At 60.9% G+C, this 14843-nt stretch carries 13 protein-coding genes; 10 read left to right on the forward strand and 3 right to left on the reverse strand.

The window, feature by feature from the left end:
- Window positions 1-25 precede the first annotated feature (25 nt).
- The 8 genes from AC0L18_RS20145 to AC0L18_RS20180 all read left to right on the forward strand — a co-directional run bounded on the left by AC0L18_RS20145 (window position 26) and on the right by AC0L18_RS20180 (window position 7940).
- Entirely contained in the window at window positions 26-1087 is a 1062-nt protein-coding gene (locus AC0L18_RS20145) for a 2Fe-2S iron-sulfur cluster-binding protein (RefSeq protein ID WP_473493877.1), read from the forward strand.
- A gap of 50 nt (window positions 1088-1137) precedes the next feature.
- Entirely contained in the window at window positions 1138-2196 is a 1059-nt protein-coding gene (locus AC0L18_RS20150) for an aromatic/alkene monooxygenase hydroxylase subunit beta (protein ID WP_023799650.1), read from the forward strand.
- A 17-nt stretch (window positions 2197-2213) separates the two neighbouring features.
- The gene (locus AC0L18_RS20155; RefSeq protein WP_023799649.1) at window positions 2214-2585 is read left to right on the forward strand and encodes an MmoB/DmpM family protein; all 372 of its coding nucleotides are present in this window, start codon (window positions 2214-2216) and stop codon (window positions 2583-2585) included.
- A 74-nt stretch (window positions 2586-2659) separates the two neighbouring features.
- Entirely contained in the window at window positions 2660-3682 is a 1023-nt protein-coding gene (locus tag AC0L18_RS20160; RefSeq protein ID WP_473493878.1) for an amidohydrolase family protein, read from the forward strand.
- Between the two features lie 5 nt (window positions 3683-3687).
- A complete protein-coding gene (locus AC0L18_RS20165; protein WP_473493879.1) occupies window positions 3688-4482 on the forward strand; it encodes an iron-sulfur cluster assembly protein in 795 nt (264 codons plus the stop codon).
- 76 nt (window positions 4483-4558) lie between these two features.
- Entirely contained in the window at window positions 4559-6190 is a 1632-nt protein-coding gene (gene groEL / locus AC0L18_RS20170; RefSeq protein WP_473493880.1) for a chaperonin GroEL, read from the forward strand.
- A gap of 49 nt (window positions 6191-6239) precedes the next feature.
- Window positions 6240-7283 (forward strand): NAD(P)-dependent alcohol dehydrogenase, encoded by a 1044-nt coding sequence (locus AC0L18_RS20175; RefSeq protein WP_473493881.1) that lies wholly within the window; start codon window positions 6240-6242, stop codon window positions 7281-7283.
- A 177-nt stretch (window positions 7284-7460) separates the two neighbouring features.
- On the forward strand, window positions 7461-7940 hold the full coding sequence (locus AC0L18_RS20180) for a DUF1097 domain-containing protein (protein WP_473493882.1): 480 nt from the start codon (window positions 7461-7463) through the stop codon (window positions 7938-7940).
- Between the two features lie 88 nt (window positions 7941-8028).
- Here AC0L18_RS20180 and AC0L18_RS20185 read toward each other — a convergent pair whose 3' ends face one another.
- The 3 genes from AC0L18_RS20185 to AC0L18_RS20195 form a co-directional block, all read right to left on the reverse strand.
- The gene (locus AC0L18_RS20185) at window positions 8029-10110 is read right to left on the reverse strand and encodes a sigma-54-dependent Fis family transcriptional regulator (RefSeq protein ID WP_473493883.1); all 2082 of its coding nucleotides are present in this window, start codon (window positions 10108-10110) and stop codon (window positions 8029-8031) included.
- A gap of 103 nt (window positions 10111-10213) precedes the next feature.
- Complete coding sequence (locus AC0L18_RS20190) at window positions 10214-10687, reverse strand: hypothetical protein (protein WP_473493884.1); 474 nt, start codon at window positions 10685-10687, stop codon at window positions 10214-10216.
- 269 nt (window positions 10688-10956) lie between these two features.
- On the reverse strand, window positions 10957-11607 hold the full coding sequence (locus AC0L18_RS20195) for a GntR family transcriptional regulator (RefSeq protein WP_027156426.1): 651 nt from the start codon (window positions 11605-11607) through the stop codon (window positions 10957-10959).
- A 199-nt stretch (window positions 11608-11806) separates the two neighbouring features.
- On the opposite strand from AC0L18_RS20195, the gene AC0L18_RS20200 reads away from it, so the two are divergent.
- Together AC0L18_RS20200 and AC0L18_RS20205 are read left to right on the forward strand one after the other, a co-directional pair.
- The gene (locus AC0L18_RS20200; RefSeq protein WP_473493885.1) at window positions 11807-13201 is read left to right on the forward strand and encodes a malonyl-CoA decarboxylase; all 1395 of its coding nucleotides are present in this window, start codon (window positions 11807-11809) and stop codon (window positions 13199-13201) included.
- Window positions 13202-13223: 22 nt separating this feature from the next.
- Entirely contained in the window at window positions 13224-14744 is a 1521-nt protein-coding gene (locus tag AC0L18_RS20205) for a malonate--CoA ligase (RefSeq protein ID WP_473493886.1), read from the forward strand.
- Window positions 14745-14843 lie beyond the last annotated feature (99 nt).

The raw sequence follows: 14843 nt of genomic DNA on the forward strand, positions 1-14843 counted from the left end.
CCCCTTCCTTTCACTGGAGGTCCGTATGTCGGAAACCCACACGGTCAGGCTCAGCCCGGTCGGCGTCGAATTTGATGTCGAAAATGGCGAAACGGTACTCAACGCCGCTTTCCGCCAGGGCATCGCCCTGCCGCACGGCTGCAAGGAAGGGCAATGCTCGGCCTGCAAGAGCGTGTTGCTCGAAGGCGAAGTCGACATGCTGAAATACTCGACTTTCGCGCTGAACGACATGGAGAAGGAGAGCGGCCACGTGCTTTTGTGCCGCTGCATCGCCTACTCCGATCTGGAAGTCGAGCTTCTCAACTACGACGAGGAGATTTTGGCGAAAGCGATCGCCGTGAAGACGTTCAACGGCCGGATTGCTCTGATCGAGCACCTGACCCACGACATTCGCGGCATCGAGATCGAACTCGGCTCGCCGATAAAGTTCTGGGCGGGGCAATATGTCGACATCACGGTTACCACGGAAAAAGGGGAGACGATTACGCGCTCGTTCTCCATGGCAAATACGCCGGACCAAACCGAAAAACTCTGCTTCATCATCAAAAAATACCCTGAGGGAAAGTTCTCTGGAGAACTCGATTCCGGAGGAATCAAGGTTGGAGCCGAAGTCACCGTCGTCGGACCCTACGGAACCTGTTTCCGTCGGGAAGAACGGCAAGGACCCCTAGTCCTGGTCGGCGCCGGCTCGGGCATGTCGCCGATCTGGTCGATCCTCAACGACCATCTGAAGAGCGGCGAGAAACGTCCGGTCTATTTCTTCTACGGTGCCAGGACCCGCAACGACCTGTTCTATCTCGACAGGATCGCCGAGCTGATCGGCCAGCATTCGGATGTCACTTTCATTCCCGTGCTGTCGCACGCGGCTGATGACGCCGAATGGGAAGGCGAACGCGGTTTCGTACACCAGAGTGTCGACGCCAAGCTCAAGCAACTTGCGGTCGACGGGCAGGGCGATGTCCATGCCTGTGGCCCGCCACCGATGATTGATGCGCTTCAGCCGGTTCTATTCATGAACGGGTTCGAGACTGAGCGGATCTTCTTCGACAAGTTCACCACATCGACAGGTGCTACGCCGACCCACTGAGGGGACGGCCACGCAACTGCAACCACAACTGCAACAAGGGAGTGAAGACTATGCCAGCTATCTCGAGTTCAGTCGGATCCGGAGCCGCCGGCGCGGCGATCTTTGCCGATTCCGACAGCCGGAAGTACCGGTATTTCGACCCGAAGGGCCAGCGCGCCACGCACTACGAAGACATGACGGTCGACGTGCAGCCTGACCCGGAGCGTTACTTGATCCAGGACTGGATCATCTCATTTGCCGACGGCAAGGGCGCTTATGTCAAGCAGAACACTGCTGCGCAGAGCTCCAACTGGCATGCCTTTCGCGCCCCCGATCAGGAGTGGGAACGCACGCACTACCAGCGCCAGTCGAAAATCGAGACGATGGTGCAGAGCGTCATCAACAACGCCCGCAAGTCGGGGGCGCCGAAGACCTTTGACAAGGCCTGGGTCAAGATCCTGCAGACGCAGCTCGGCGCCTGGAAGCACTCCGAATTCGGGCTCGGCACCTCGCTGATGCAGGCGCAGCGCTACGGCTACACCCAGATGATCAACAACGCGACGCTGACCAACTCGTCCTACAAGCTGCGGCTTGCCCAGGACATCACGCTCTACCTTGCCGAGATCGGCATGGACCTTCCCGGCTGGGACGACGAACTTGGCAAGAAGGCCTGGCTCGAGGACAACAACTGGCAAGGTACCCGCGAGGCGGTCGAAACCATCATGGGCGCGACCGACTATCTCGAACAGTATTTCGCCATCAACATCGTCTTCGAGCCGCTGGTCGGGGAAGCATTCCGCTCAGGCTTCCTGATGCAGATCGCCGCCGCCAACCACGACTTCATAACGCCTGCGGTGATCTCGGCAGCCGAGGCCGACTACGAACGCAACCTCGCCAACACGATCGACCTCATGCACATGCTCGCCAACGACGAGAAGCACGGGGCGGCGAACAAGAAGCTCTTCCAGGGCTGGGTCGAGAAACACGGCGCGCTCGCCGACAAGGCAGCCACCGGCCTGCAGCCGATCTGGTCGATGCCGCATTCCAAGCCGGTCGCATTTGCGGATGTCCGTGCCAAATCCGAGGAACGGATTGGTCAGATACTCCGCGAACTTGGCCTCAAGCGCTGACACAGGGAGAAACCGTCATGTCAACTGCAGCACGCGACGCATCGCAATCCAACATCTTCAGGGCGATGAAGGACATCACCTTCGAACAGACGATTTCGCATCAGTGCGGCGTCACCATGAACGACTCGGTGGAAGCCAGGGCCATCGCTGAATTCATGGGCCTTAAGCCGAACGTGACCGTAACCTACCAACCGGCGATGATCCGGATCGACGGCACCGGCAAGCTGATCTTCAAGATGGACGAGATCAGCGAATATCTCGGCCGCGAGATGACGGCGGAAACCTTCGAGGTCAACAGCTCCACCCACTACGGGCGGATGGTGCGCATCGACGACAACACCGTGATCCTGTTCGGCAACATGGACGAAATGTTCGAATACATCGAATAGGCGCCCAAGAAAATCGGGCGCGCCGCCTGGCTGCGGCGCGCCGAACGATCAACGCCCATTTTGTGGAGGTAGGAATGTTTAAGACACCGGAAGGCAAGGATATTTTCGTGGTCGATGGCCACACCCATTTCTGGGACGGCAGCCCGGAGAACCAGAAGAATATTCACGGCAAGCAGTTCATCGATTGCTTCTACGCCTATCATACAGGGCTCAGCCCCAAGGAGCAGCTTTGGGAGAAGAGCAAGTTCGAGAAGTACTCGGCCGAGAATCTCTACAACGACCTGTTCATCGACGGACCGGATGACATCGCCATTTTCCAGACCACGTCTCTAAGCGATTTCTACAAGACCGGCTTCGGCTGCATCAAGCGCACCTCGGAGATCGCCAAGAAGTATCCCGGCCGCTTCATTGTGAATGGGGCGTTCGATCCGCGCGATGGCGAAAAGGCGCTCGAATACATCCATTTCATGAAAGAGACCTACGACATTAAAGGCGTGAAGATGTACACCGCCGAGTGGAACGGCGCGTCAAAAGGCTGGCGGCTGAACGACCCCGAGGCCTACAAATGCTTCGAGCTCTGCGACAAGCTCGGCATCAGGAACATCCACGTCCACAAGGGTCCGACGATAATCCCGCTCAGCAAGGATGCGTTTGACGTACACGACGTGGATCATGCTGCTACCGATTTCCAGGGCCTCAACTGGATCGTGGAGCATTGCGGCTTACCGCGCCTCGATGATTTCTGCTGGATCGCGACCCAGGAGACCAATGTCTATGCCGGGCTCGCGGTGGCACTGCCCTTTATTCATTCGCGTCCGCGCTATTTCGGCGAGGTGATCGCCGAGCTGCTGTTCTGGATCGGTCCGGAGAAGATCCTATTCGGTTCCGACTACGCGATCTGGACCCCGCGTTGGCTGGTCGAAAAGCTCTGGGCCTATCAGATTCCAGAGGACATCGCCGCCGAGCGCGGCGTGCAGCTGACCGACGAGATCAAGGAAAAGATTCTCGGTCTCAACGCTGCCCGCCTCTACGACATCGACATCGAAGCCCGGAAGGCGGAATTTGCCAACTCGCCTTTTAGCATCGCCGCGGAGTAGGAGCGATGGCAACCGCCTTTTCCGGTAGCCGCGAGAATGAGCTCCGGCGACGCCTTGGTGAGGTCAACGATCCGGAACTCGACGAATCGATCACCGAGATGGGCTTCGTCGAGCTCGCCGCAGTCGACGACGACGGCGGCGTGCAGGTCGACTTTCGCCTGCCGACCTACTGGTGCTCGCCCAACTTCGCTTTCCTTATGCTGGACGGCGTCTGCAAAGCGCTCGACCAGCTTTCGTGGTCGCCTGCCTATCGGGTGAAGCTGCACGACCATATGTTCGCGGAGGAGGTAAATCGCGGCATAGAGGCTGGCAAGGCATTCGGCGAGATCTTTGGTGAACTTGCTGGCGACCTCGATCTCGCAGGTCTGCGGGAAACGTTTGCGATGAAGGCGTTCAAGCGACGCCAGGAAGCAGTCTTGCGTGGCCTCCGGCAGCACGGTCTGACAGATCGGGAAACCCTCGGCATGGACCTGCCGGCGTACGACGTCGCGCGGTTCGAACCCGGCGAAGCGGCCAAACAGAAGCCGAGGTACAGGTCGGCTCTGCTTGAACGCTTTCCCGACCGCCGGGCGGATGAGCCTGTCTTCGTGACATGGGAAGGGCAATCGATACCGGCCCATGCACTCAGTGCGCATCTCGCCGAGCTGCGCAGTGTGCGTATCAACATGGAGTTCAGCGGCGCGCTTTGCCGCGGACTCAAGCAGACCAGATACAAGGAACTGGATGTGGTCGACGGCGAACCGACACTGGTCGATTTCATCATGGATCGCGTGCCGGCACGAGCCGCGCCGACCGCCTGAAGCAGAGCCGAAAACACGGCCTCCCTCGCACGAGGCCCCTAACCAACAACCCGCCCGTAAGGCGGAAGGAGGAATCATGCCCAAAATAATGCTTCACAATTCCGACGCCCGCCGCGCTCTCGCCCGTGGCGTCTTTCGGCTGGCCGCTGCCGTCGAGCCGACGCTCGGCCCCAAAGGCATGAACGCCATGATCGACCGGCCGATCGGCACGCCGATGGTGACCCGTGACGGTGTCAGCATCGCCTCCGAGATCGAATTGCACGACCGTTTCGAAAACATGGGCGCGCAGGTCGTTCGCGAAGTGTCGATGCAAACCAACGAGGTCGCCGGCGACGGTACCACGACTGCCATCGTGCTCGCCAACGCTCTCATCCAGGGCGGTGTGGAGGCGAATGAACGCGGCGTGAAATCCGTCGATCTGTGCAAGGGCATCGACCTTGCCGTGACAGCGGTGGTGGCGGCGCTCAAGGCTTCGGCCAAGCCGGCTAAGGGCAACGGCATTCTCGCCTCGGTCGCCAACATCGCGGCGACCGATGCCAAGCTTGGCGCACTGGTGACGGAAGCCCACCAGCGGGTGGGAGCCGAGGGCGTCATCACCACGGACTTCAGCGTCACCACCGAGACCACGCTCGATGTGGTCGAGGGCATGTCCTTCGAACGCGGCTATCTCTCGCACCATATGGTGACTGATCAGGAGAAGATGGAGGCGGTCCTCGAACGACCCTGCATCCTGATGACCGATCTCAAGATCAAGGAGCCTGAGGCGCTGGATGCGGCTCGTCGCATTGCCGACGAGGCCGGTCGGCCGCTGCTGATCGTGTCCGAGGAAATGTCGCCGGAAGTTGTGGTCACTCTGCTGGGCAAGCAGGGGCCTGGGAAATACCTCGTCGTCCATCCGCCGGAATATGGTCATTGGCGCAAGGCGATGATGGAGGATCTGGCGATCATCACCGGCGGCAAAGTGATCGCGCGCGACCTCGGCGGCCGGCTGGAGGACATCACGGCCGACGATCTCGGAACGGCTGACCGGGTGAAGACCAGTTCGTCCTATACCTCGATCATCCGCGGCGGCGGCGACCATGCGGCAATCGCATCGCGCCGCGCTCAGGTGCAGCGGCAATATGAAGCTTCGCCGCCGAATATCGATCAGGACAAGCTGCGCGAACGCCTGGCCAAGCTTTCTGGCGGCACCGCGATTCTCTATGCCGGCGGTGTCACGCCGGTCGAGCAGAAGCGAACCATTCAGCTCATCGAGGATTCGCTGAATGCGGTGCGCGCCGCATCCGAAGAGGGCGTGGTCGCCGGAGGTGGCTCGGCGCTTGCCCAGATCGCGCCGCTGCTCGACAAGGTGGCGGCAGATGTCGACGGCGATGTCGCCGAAGGCGTGCGCCTGGTGCGATCGGTGCTGTCGCGGCCGCTCTGGCGCATAGCCGTCAATGCCGGCGCCGATCCCGAAGCGGTCGTGGCGGAAGTCACGCGCATCAACGGCGGCTACGGCTACAACGCGTCTGCCGGCAGCTACCAGAACATGTTCGAGGCAGGGATCATCGATCCGGTCCGTGTCACCTACACAGCACTCGCCAATGCGGCTTCGGTGGCCACGCTGATCCTGACCACTGAAACGCTGATTGGCCATCTCGCCGAGGACGAGGACCCGACGGCCGGACCGGCTCGCGGCGGCGGCTCTGAAAAGCTCGGCCGCGCCTAAGCAATCCGAAAGCGATCCGAATAAATCTCGACGTTGAAAGGATACGACGATGAAAGCTGCCAGACTGTACGAATACGATCCGCAAATGAATGTCCAGCTCAGGATCGAAGAGGTCAAGGCGCCGACAATCACCGCCCCCGACGAAGTGATCGTGCGGGTCGGTGCTGCCGGCCTTTGCCGCACCGACCTGCACATCATCGAGGGTGTGTGGAAGCCGACCATGGATCCCGAAGGCACGCTGTTGCCCTACATCATGGGTCACGAAAATGCTGGCTGGGTCGAGGAAGTTGGCAGCGGCGTCAAGTCGGTCAAGCGCGGCGACGCCGTGATCTGCCATCCCTTCCGCTCGTGCGGGATCTGCCTCAACTGCCGGCACGGCGAGGACATGTACTGCGATAGCGGCCAATTTCCGGGCCTCGGCATGAATGGCGGCTTCGCGGAGTATTTCATCACCAGCGAGCGTTCGTTGATCAAGCTGAACACCAACGTCACGCCGATCGAGGTGGCGCCGCTTGCCGACGCCGGCATCACCGCTTATCGCGCCGCCAAGCGCGCCGCCAAACTGCTGCGACCAGGGAGCTATTGTGTGCTGCTCGGCATAGGCGGGCTCGGCCACATCGCGCTGCAATCGCTGCACGCGATCTCGGGCTGCCGCATCATCGCCGTCGATCGCGAGCCGGCAGCACAGGTGCTGGCCAAAGATCTCGGCGCCGACTTCGTCCTCGATGGTGGGCCGAACATCGTCGAGGAGGTCAGCCAGATCACCGGCGGCGGCGCCCATGTCGTCATCGATTTCGTCGGTGAACTCGGTGTCGAGAACATCTGCTGGAAGATGGTGCGCAAGGGCGGGCAACTGTTCGTCGTCGGCTATGGCGGCAATATCAATGTGCCGACCGCCCATCTCGTCATCGAGGAGATCAACATCGGCGGCAGCCTGGTCGGCAATTTCACCGAGCTTGTCGAACTGATGGAGCTCAACGCCGACGGCAAGGTGAAGATGCACTACACCGAATACAACCTCGCCAGCATCAACACCGCGCTCGACGATTTCAAGAACCGTCGGTTCACCGGCCGCGGCGTCATCGTGCCCTGAAGCGTCTGGTCGGGAGCGGGCCTGACGTTTGGTTCGCTTGCCGGTCCCGTTCTTGGGCGCCGCGGCTGATGCCATGGCTTTTCCGTATCGGGACGTCAGCGAAGCGTGGTCCTGAAACGAGTTCTTTGCTTCGCGGTTTGGAAAAATGGGAGGACAATTATGGATCTTATTACAGGATTGGCCGTCGTCATCGGCATTATGGGCGGCATTGCAACGTGGGCAGCGATCACGATCGGCAACCCCTATCTGCTGATCTGGGCGGTATTTGTGGGCTGGGGGAGTTTCTATCACTGTGGCGGCAAGGAAGCCGGGTTCAAGAATTCGGCGCTTGCAAACCTTTGGGGAGCGATCTGCGCTGCCGGCGCATTGATAGCACTGACGTCTATTGGTGTCACGGCTCTCACGGCCGGCATTTGCGTCGGCGTTTCAATCGTAGTGCTGATTCTCGCTGCCAAGCTGCCATTGCTGAGTGCCATTCCATCAGCGGTCTATGGCTACGCAACGACCGCGGCACTTTTTCTGCTTGGCGCTGCCGCCTATGGCGAGGGTCCAAGCGGCATCAGCAAGGTCGCGGCAGCTGTGGTGATTTCGCTGATCATTGGCAACAGTCTCGGCTACGTTTCCGAGAAAGTGACATCTGCTGTCGTGAAGAGCTGATCTAACCCCCGCTACCGCTTCAGTGATTGACTTTTCCCAACCCCGTGGCGCGAATGCCGCGGGCTTTTTCGTGCCGGTGGCTCTGATCCTAGAGGAAACCGCGGCGGATGCCATATTGGTCGAGCTTGCGGTAGAGCGTTGGCCGGGAGATGCCGAGCCGTAGCGCGACTCGGCTGAGGTTGCCGCCTTCCGCCGCCAAGGCGTTCTTCATTGCCTGGCGTTCGGCATCGACGAGCGTGCCGCCCAATTCATGCGCGGATGCACTGCTGTCCGACCAGGCTTCCGATCCAGAGCCGGACGCGGTGATCTCCTCGGGAAGGTCGTAAAGTCCGATGTCGCGGCCGCGCGCCAGGACATGCAGCCGCCCGATGAGGTTCTTCAGTTCGCGTACATTGCCCGGCCAACCGTAGGCGAGCAGGGCATCGAGTGCTTCGCGCGAGAATTCCAGCGCGTCCTCGCCCGCTGCGGTGGCGATGTGCCTGTTGAAATGTTCGACCAGCAGTAGCACATCCTCGCCGCGCTCGCGCAGCGGTGGAACAGTGATCGAAACCGCGCCAATTCGATAGTAGAGATCGCGGCGGAATCGGCCTGCGGCAATCTCGTGCTTGAGATCGCGATTGGTCGAGGCGACCAGGCGCACATCCACCGGGCGGCCCCGGCTGTCGCCAATGCGGTTGACCACGCGCTCTTCCAGGACACGCAGCAGAAACGGCTGGATCTCGAGCGGCAATTCGCCGATCTCGTCGAGACTGAGGACGCCGCCATGGGCGAGCTCGAAAACCCCCGGTTTGCCTTCACGCGAGGCGCCGGTAAAGGCGCCGGCGACATGGCCGAACAACTCGCTGCCGAACAGGTCCCTGGTGATCGCCCCGCAATTCATGGCGATGAACGGATCGTTCGCCGTGCGCCGGCTGCCGGCATGGACAAGCCGCGCAAACAGCTCTTTCCCGACCCCTGTTTCACCTTCGACCAACAGCGATGTTACGCTGCTCGACCGGGCGACGCGGCAGGCGACGTCGATGGCGGCATGCAGCGCTTCGCTTTCGCCGACGATCATGGCGACAGCATCCTGAAGATGCTTGTTCACTTCCCGGTGGACCACCGCCGCGCTGGAGACTGCCGGCACGGACGGGAACACCAGCGCCGCGCCGCGGAGGTCGCCATCGAGCTTGAGCGGGGTGATATGGCAGGATCGCAGATGGGCCGGCAGCGCCCTGGCAAGGTCGGCTTCGGAGCCGGAGGACGGAAGGTTCATCAGCCAGCGGCCACGGCCTGGCTCCATCGGGCCGTCCATCATCTCAGTGGCCTCGCCATCAGGCACATTGTTGCAGAAGATGGCACGACCGCGGTGGTCGACGATTACCAGCCCGTCCTTTCGGCGGTAGCCGGGAGCCGATGAAATGAAAGCTTCGAGCAGGCGCGTGCGCTGTTCCTGCTGCTGTTCGGCCAATGCCTTTTCGATCTGCCGGGCTGTCGCGGCGACGAGCGCGGTGTTGTGCGGCCTGAAGATCGGCGAATAGCCTGACAGGTCGACCACACCGATGATCTTGCCGTCCAGCGGGTCGCGAATCGGCGCGCCGGCGCAGGTCCAGGATTTGATGCCGGCGCAGAAATGCTCGGCCGCATGCACGAAAGTCGGCTCGCCGGTCCACAGCGCCGTACCGATGCCGTTCGTCCCGACGGCATCCTCGTTCCATTTGCCGCCGATGGCGAGGTGGATATCCATGCCGTCATGCAGCGTCTTCTTGTCGCCGATGGCGTCGATCAGCACGCCGTCGCTGTCGGCCAGAACCAGCATCGCGCCGGTCCCGTCCAGTAACTGGCCAAGCGAGGCGAACGACCGCCGCGCCGCCGAAAGCAGTTCTGCATTGGCCCGGGTAAGATATTCGATTGCGTCGCGATCACTGCTCAGCGGCGCTTCAATGCCTTGAGCGTTGATGCCGCCGGTGGCACTGCGATACCAGGAATCGTGAATGAGGGAGCGGACGTGGCTTGGGTGGACTGGATCGCCGGCGCATTTGGGCTCGTCAGCCAGGAAACTTTCCCAGGCGCGCATGGTGGCACGCTCGTCATAGTCGATGTTGCTCAGAGCCATTTGGCCGGTGGCCAGCGACCTACGCGCCGGAAGGGCATCGATCTTCATCTGATTGGGGGCTATCTCGCGTTTCATTCAGTCATCACAGAACCTTTGAGGTATGCCATTTCTGTATGCTGTCGCGTTCGTAGGCTGCCGCGAGCTGGACGTGAAGAAGCACGCCCAGGCGTTAGCCTGATCAGTTGATGCCGAGTTTCGCGCCGATGTCGAAGGCAAGCTGTTCTTCGGTATAGGTGGCAGCGAGGCGGGATCCGTCCATGTCGGCAAGCGCCTCGGCAACGATTTCGTCAACCGGCGAGAAGAAGCCATTCTGCTTTGTTGCCAGCACGAAGACCTGGTCGCCGCCGCGGTCGCGGATATCGCCGAGGTGATGAAGTTGACGGCCTGTATTCCGATCCTTCGAAATGACGCGGCCGTTCATGGTGACTTGGATGGACGGCTTGGCCTCGGCCACCGCTGCCGCGCCGCCACCGACATAGATGATCAGGCCTTCCGCCTTGGGTTGCTGGCGTGGCTTTCGCGAAGCTGAATAGCCGCCACCGCTGATCTGGTCGGCAAGGCGGACGATGGTCGAGCGGTTCTGCTCGATCAGTCTTTTGACTTGTGCGTCCTCGCGCCGCGGGCCATCACGCTTGGAGATAATCTCGACCATGAATCCTCCCAGATTCGCTTCGCGTCGCCGTTTCTACCGGCTCAATTCTTCTTTTGCGGTGAACCCTACAGCGCCTCGGCGAAGTTCGCCATTCATATCAAGATAGCGCCAAAATTTGCTTTGCTGGTAGCAGGCGGCTGCTACACGGGATTTCCGATAATCGGAACGCCCGCTTGCTCAGATGCACGCCCGCTGCCATGCTGGCCTCGGCATGCGGCTAGGCTTCATTGAGGCGGCGGTGAAAGGCGAGAGGCTCGACTTGCGACGGACTATCTGCTCGCCATCGTCGCTACAAGATCGCTGAAACGCTCGCCCTGGATGCTGACATGCTGGCGCAGGAGCGTGCGCGCCTGCTCCGCGTCGCCTGCGAGGATTGCTTCCACGATTGCGCCATGCTCAGCGAACGACGTGGCAACGCGGTTGCGCACGCGCAGTTGGAGACGCCTGTAGGGCTGCAGACGGCGATGCAGCGCGACGCACTGCTCGGCCAGAAAACCGCTGTGGCTGGCAGTGTAGATAGCTTTGTGAAAGCGTTCGTTATCGTAATAATAGGCGTCGCTGTCGCCGGCCGAAGACGAACGCTCGCAATCTGCATGCGCGGCCAGGATCGTTGTGCGATCGGCATCGGTGAACCGTCTCGCGGCCAACGAACCGGCCAAGCCTTCAAGTTCCGCCATCACCTCGAACATTTCGAAAATGCGGTGCGGTCCCGGATCGATCACCACGGCACCCCGGCGCGGCCGGATCTCCACCAGCCCGATTGCGTTCAACTGCATCAGCGCCTCGCGCACCGGCGTTCTCGAGACGCCGAAGCGTGTTGCCAATTGCACCTCGTCCAGTCGTGCACCGGGGGCGAAGTCGTTCGAGATTATGCCGTTTTCAATCTCGTCACGTAGGCGCTGAACGACATTCTCCGACATTTTTTGGGCCTTCCAATGCAGCATGATAAGTCTTGTATGCAAGAATGTTGACTTTGCGTACAAGGACGTCTAATAACAATACCACAAAAGGCAAGTCGCACACAAATGGGTGGACGCATCCGAGCACCGGCACGCGTCGAGGACGCGCGGCGGGTCTGCTTGCGCCGATTTCGATATTTTTGCCAGGAGGGACTCCGACATGGCAGGCATCTCGTTCTTTAGCGATATGGTGCAAAGCATTACCGATCGCGGCCGCAGGCTGGTTGCGGCAGGGGCGCGCAGCGAACCGGTCCAAGCCGTGACGAATATCGAAACACTCTGCGACATGTTGTTGTCGAGCCGGGGCGAGGCCTCGGGCATGGCATTGGCCGCCGAGGTCCTTCAGCGCTGGGCTCAACTGGACGCGGCCGGTCAGCAAGACTTCGTGCGTATGCTTCACGAACAGTTCGGCCCAGACATCGCCAAGCTTGACAAAGCCATCGAGCGCTACCGCAGCGACAGGAGCTCGGACGCCGTCATCGAACTGCACCAGGCCGCCGAGCCGCGTCGCCAGGAACTGGTGCGCAGACTGAACCTGGCCCCCAAAGGCACGGCAAGGCTGGTGGAGATGCGAGAGCGCCTGTTAGCCATGAAGGATGCGACGGAACCGTTTCGCGCTGTCGATGCTGACTTCGCCCACCTGTTCGGCTCATGGTTCAACCGCGGTTTTCTGACCCTGCGTCCGATCGACTGGTCCACGCCAGCCGACATCCTGGAGAAGATCATCAGATACGAGGCGGTGCATGAAATCGCCGGCTGGGAGGAACTGCGGCGGAGGCTGGCTCCAGCCGACCGCAGATGCTTTGCGTTCTTCCACCCGCGTCTCGCAGACGATCCGCTGATCTTCGTCGAGGTTGCGCTGACCAGGGCGATTCCCTCTGCCATCGCTGATGTGCTCGATGTAAACCGTTCGCCGATCACGGACCAGGACGCCACCACCGCTGTCTTCTATTCTATCTCCAACTGCCAGGACGGACTGCGTGGCATCTCTTTCGGGAATTTTCTGATCAAGCAGGTGGTGGAGGATTTGCGCCGCGACCTGCCTGGCTTGAAGACCTTCGTGACGCTGTCGCCGGTTCCGGGTTTCGCTGGCTGGCTGGCAAGACTGCGCAAGGCGGCCGATGCGAGCCTCGATGATCAGGCCCTCAAGACGCTCGAGCTGCTGGACGATCCGAACTGGGCGGACAATCCGCAGAAGGCACGGCTCGTTGAAGCGGTGCTTCTCCCGCTCGCAGCACGCTATTTCATTAGGGAACGGGCCACCGGCAGACGGCCGGTCGATCCTGTGGCGCGTTTTCATTTGGGCAACGGCGCTCGCCTTGAACGGCTGAACTTCCTCGCCGATCGCTCCGCCAAGGCGATGCGGCAGTCCCACGGCTTGATGGTCAACTACTTTTACAAGTTGGACGACATCGAGGCGAACCACGAAGCCTTGGCGCAGCATGGCGAGATCGCTGCTTCGCCGGAGGTGAGAAAACTGGCGGCAACCGCTTCGACCGACACCGATATCGCGGCCCCGGTTCGTCGACGCCGCACCGAAGTGCAGAAAACCTAATAAGCAGATTGGGAGGAGTTCAATGAGCAATCATCTGTTCGACGCCATGCGAGCATCCGCCAAGTCAGGCGAGTCGATTTTCATCGAGACCATTGATGGTCAGCGTTGGACCTATGCAGATGCGCTGCGGCTCTCCGGACAGATCGCCAGCGCAATTGATGTGCTCGGCGTTCGCCCGGGCGACCGCGTCGCGGTCCAGGTGGACAAGAGCCCGCAGGCTCTGATGCTCTATCTCGCATGCGTGCGCTGCGGGGCGATCTATCTGCCGCTGAATACCGCCTATACGCTGGCTGAACTCGACTATTTTATCGGTGACGCCGAACCGCGGGTCGTCATCGTCTCCTCGAAGTCGCGAACCGATGTCGAGACGATCGCGCACGGCTACGGCGCGATTGTCGAAACGCTCGATGCGGACGGCGCCGGGTCGCTGATGGAGTTGGCCCGGGACGAGTCTGACGATTTTCTCGACGCGGCGCGCGCGCCTGACGATCTCGCCGCGATCCTGTACACATCTGGAACCACCGGCCGTTCCAAGGGCGCAATGCTGACGCACGACAACCTTTTGTCCAATGCAATAGCACTGCGCGAATGCTGGCAGGTGACGGCAGCCGACCGGCTGATCCACGCGCTGCCGATTTTTCACACGCATGGGCTCTTCGTGGCGACCAATGTCACACTCATCGCCGGCGCCTCGATGTTTCTGCTGCCAAAGTTCGATCCGGAGGAAATCCTTTCTCTGATGCCGCGGGCGACGCTGATGATGGGCGTGCCGACCTTCTATGTCCGGTTGCTGCAGCATGAGGGCCTGAACCGGGAGACGGTCGCCAACATCAGGCTGTTCATCTCCGGCTCGGCGCCGTTGCTCGCTGAAACGCACGCCGCATTCAAGCAGCGCACCGGTCACGCCATTCTCGAACGCTACGGCATGACCGAAACCAACATGAACACCTCAAACCCCTATGACGGCGAGCGAAGGGCAGGGACAGTAGGTTTCCCACTCCCGGGCGTGTCGGTGAGGGTCACCGATCCGGCCACCGGCGAGACGCTCGAACCAGGCAAAACCGGCATGATCGAGATCAAGGGCCCGAACGTTTTCCGGGGTTATTGGCGGATGCCTGAAAAGACGGCGGCGGAGTTCACCAAGGACGGCTATTTCATCAGCGGCGACCTCGGCAAGATCGATGAGGCGGGCTATCTCCACATCGTCGGCCGCGACAAGGACCTGGTGATCTCCGGCGGCTACAACATCTACCCGAAGGAAGTCGAGGGTGAGATCGATCAACTCGACGGCGTCGCCGAGAGTGCGGTCATCGGCATTGCACATCCGGATTTCGGCGAGGGGGTGACGGCCATCGTGGTGCTCAAGCCCGGTGCCACAATGGACGAAAAGGCGGTGCTCAACGCGCTGCGCGACCGCCTCGCGCGCTACAAGCAGCCGAAACGGGTGATCTTCGCCGAGGACCTTCCGCGCAACACCATGGGAAAGGTGCAGAAGAACCTTCTGCGCGACCGGTTCAGCAACCTTTACATGCCAGCCTCCTAGAGCATGATGCCGAAAAGTGTGAAGCGGTTTTCGGACGACATCATGCTCTATCTGTTTGATTTAGAACCGGATTCAGATTTCAGGTCGACTTGACCTGAA

The organism is Mesorhizobium sp. WSM4819 (assembly GCF_055811215.1).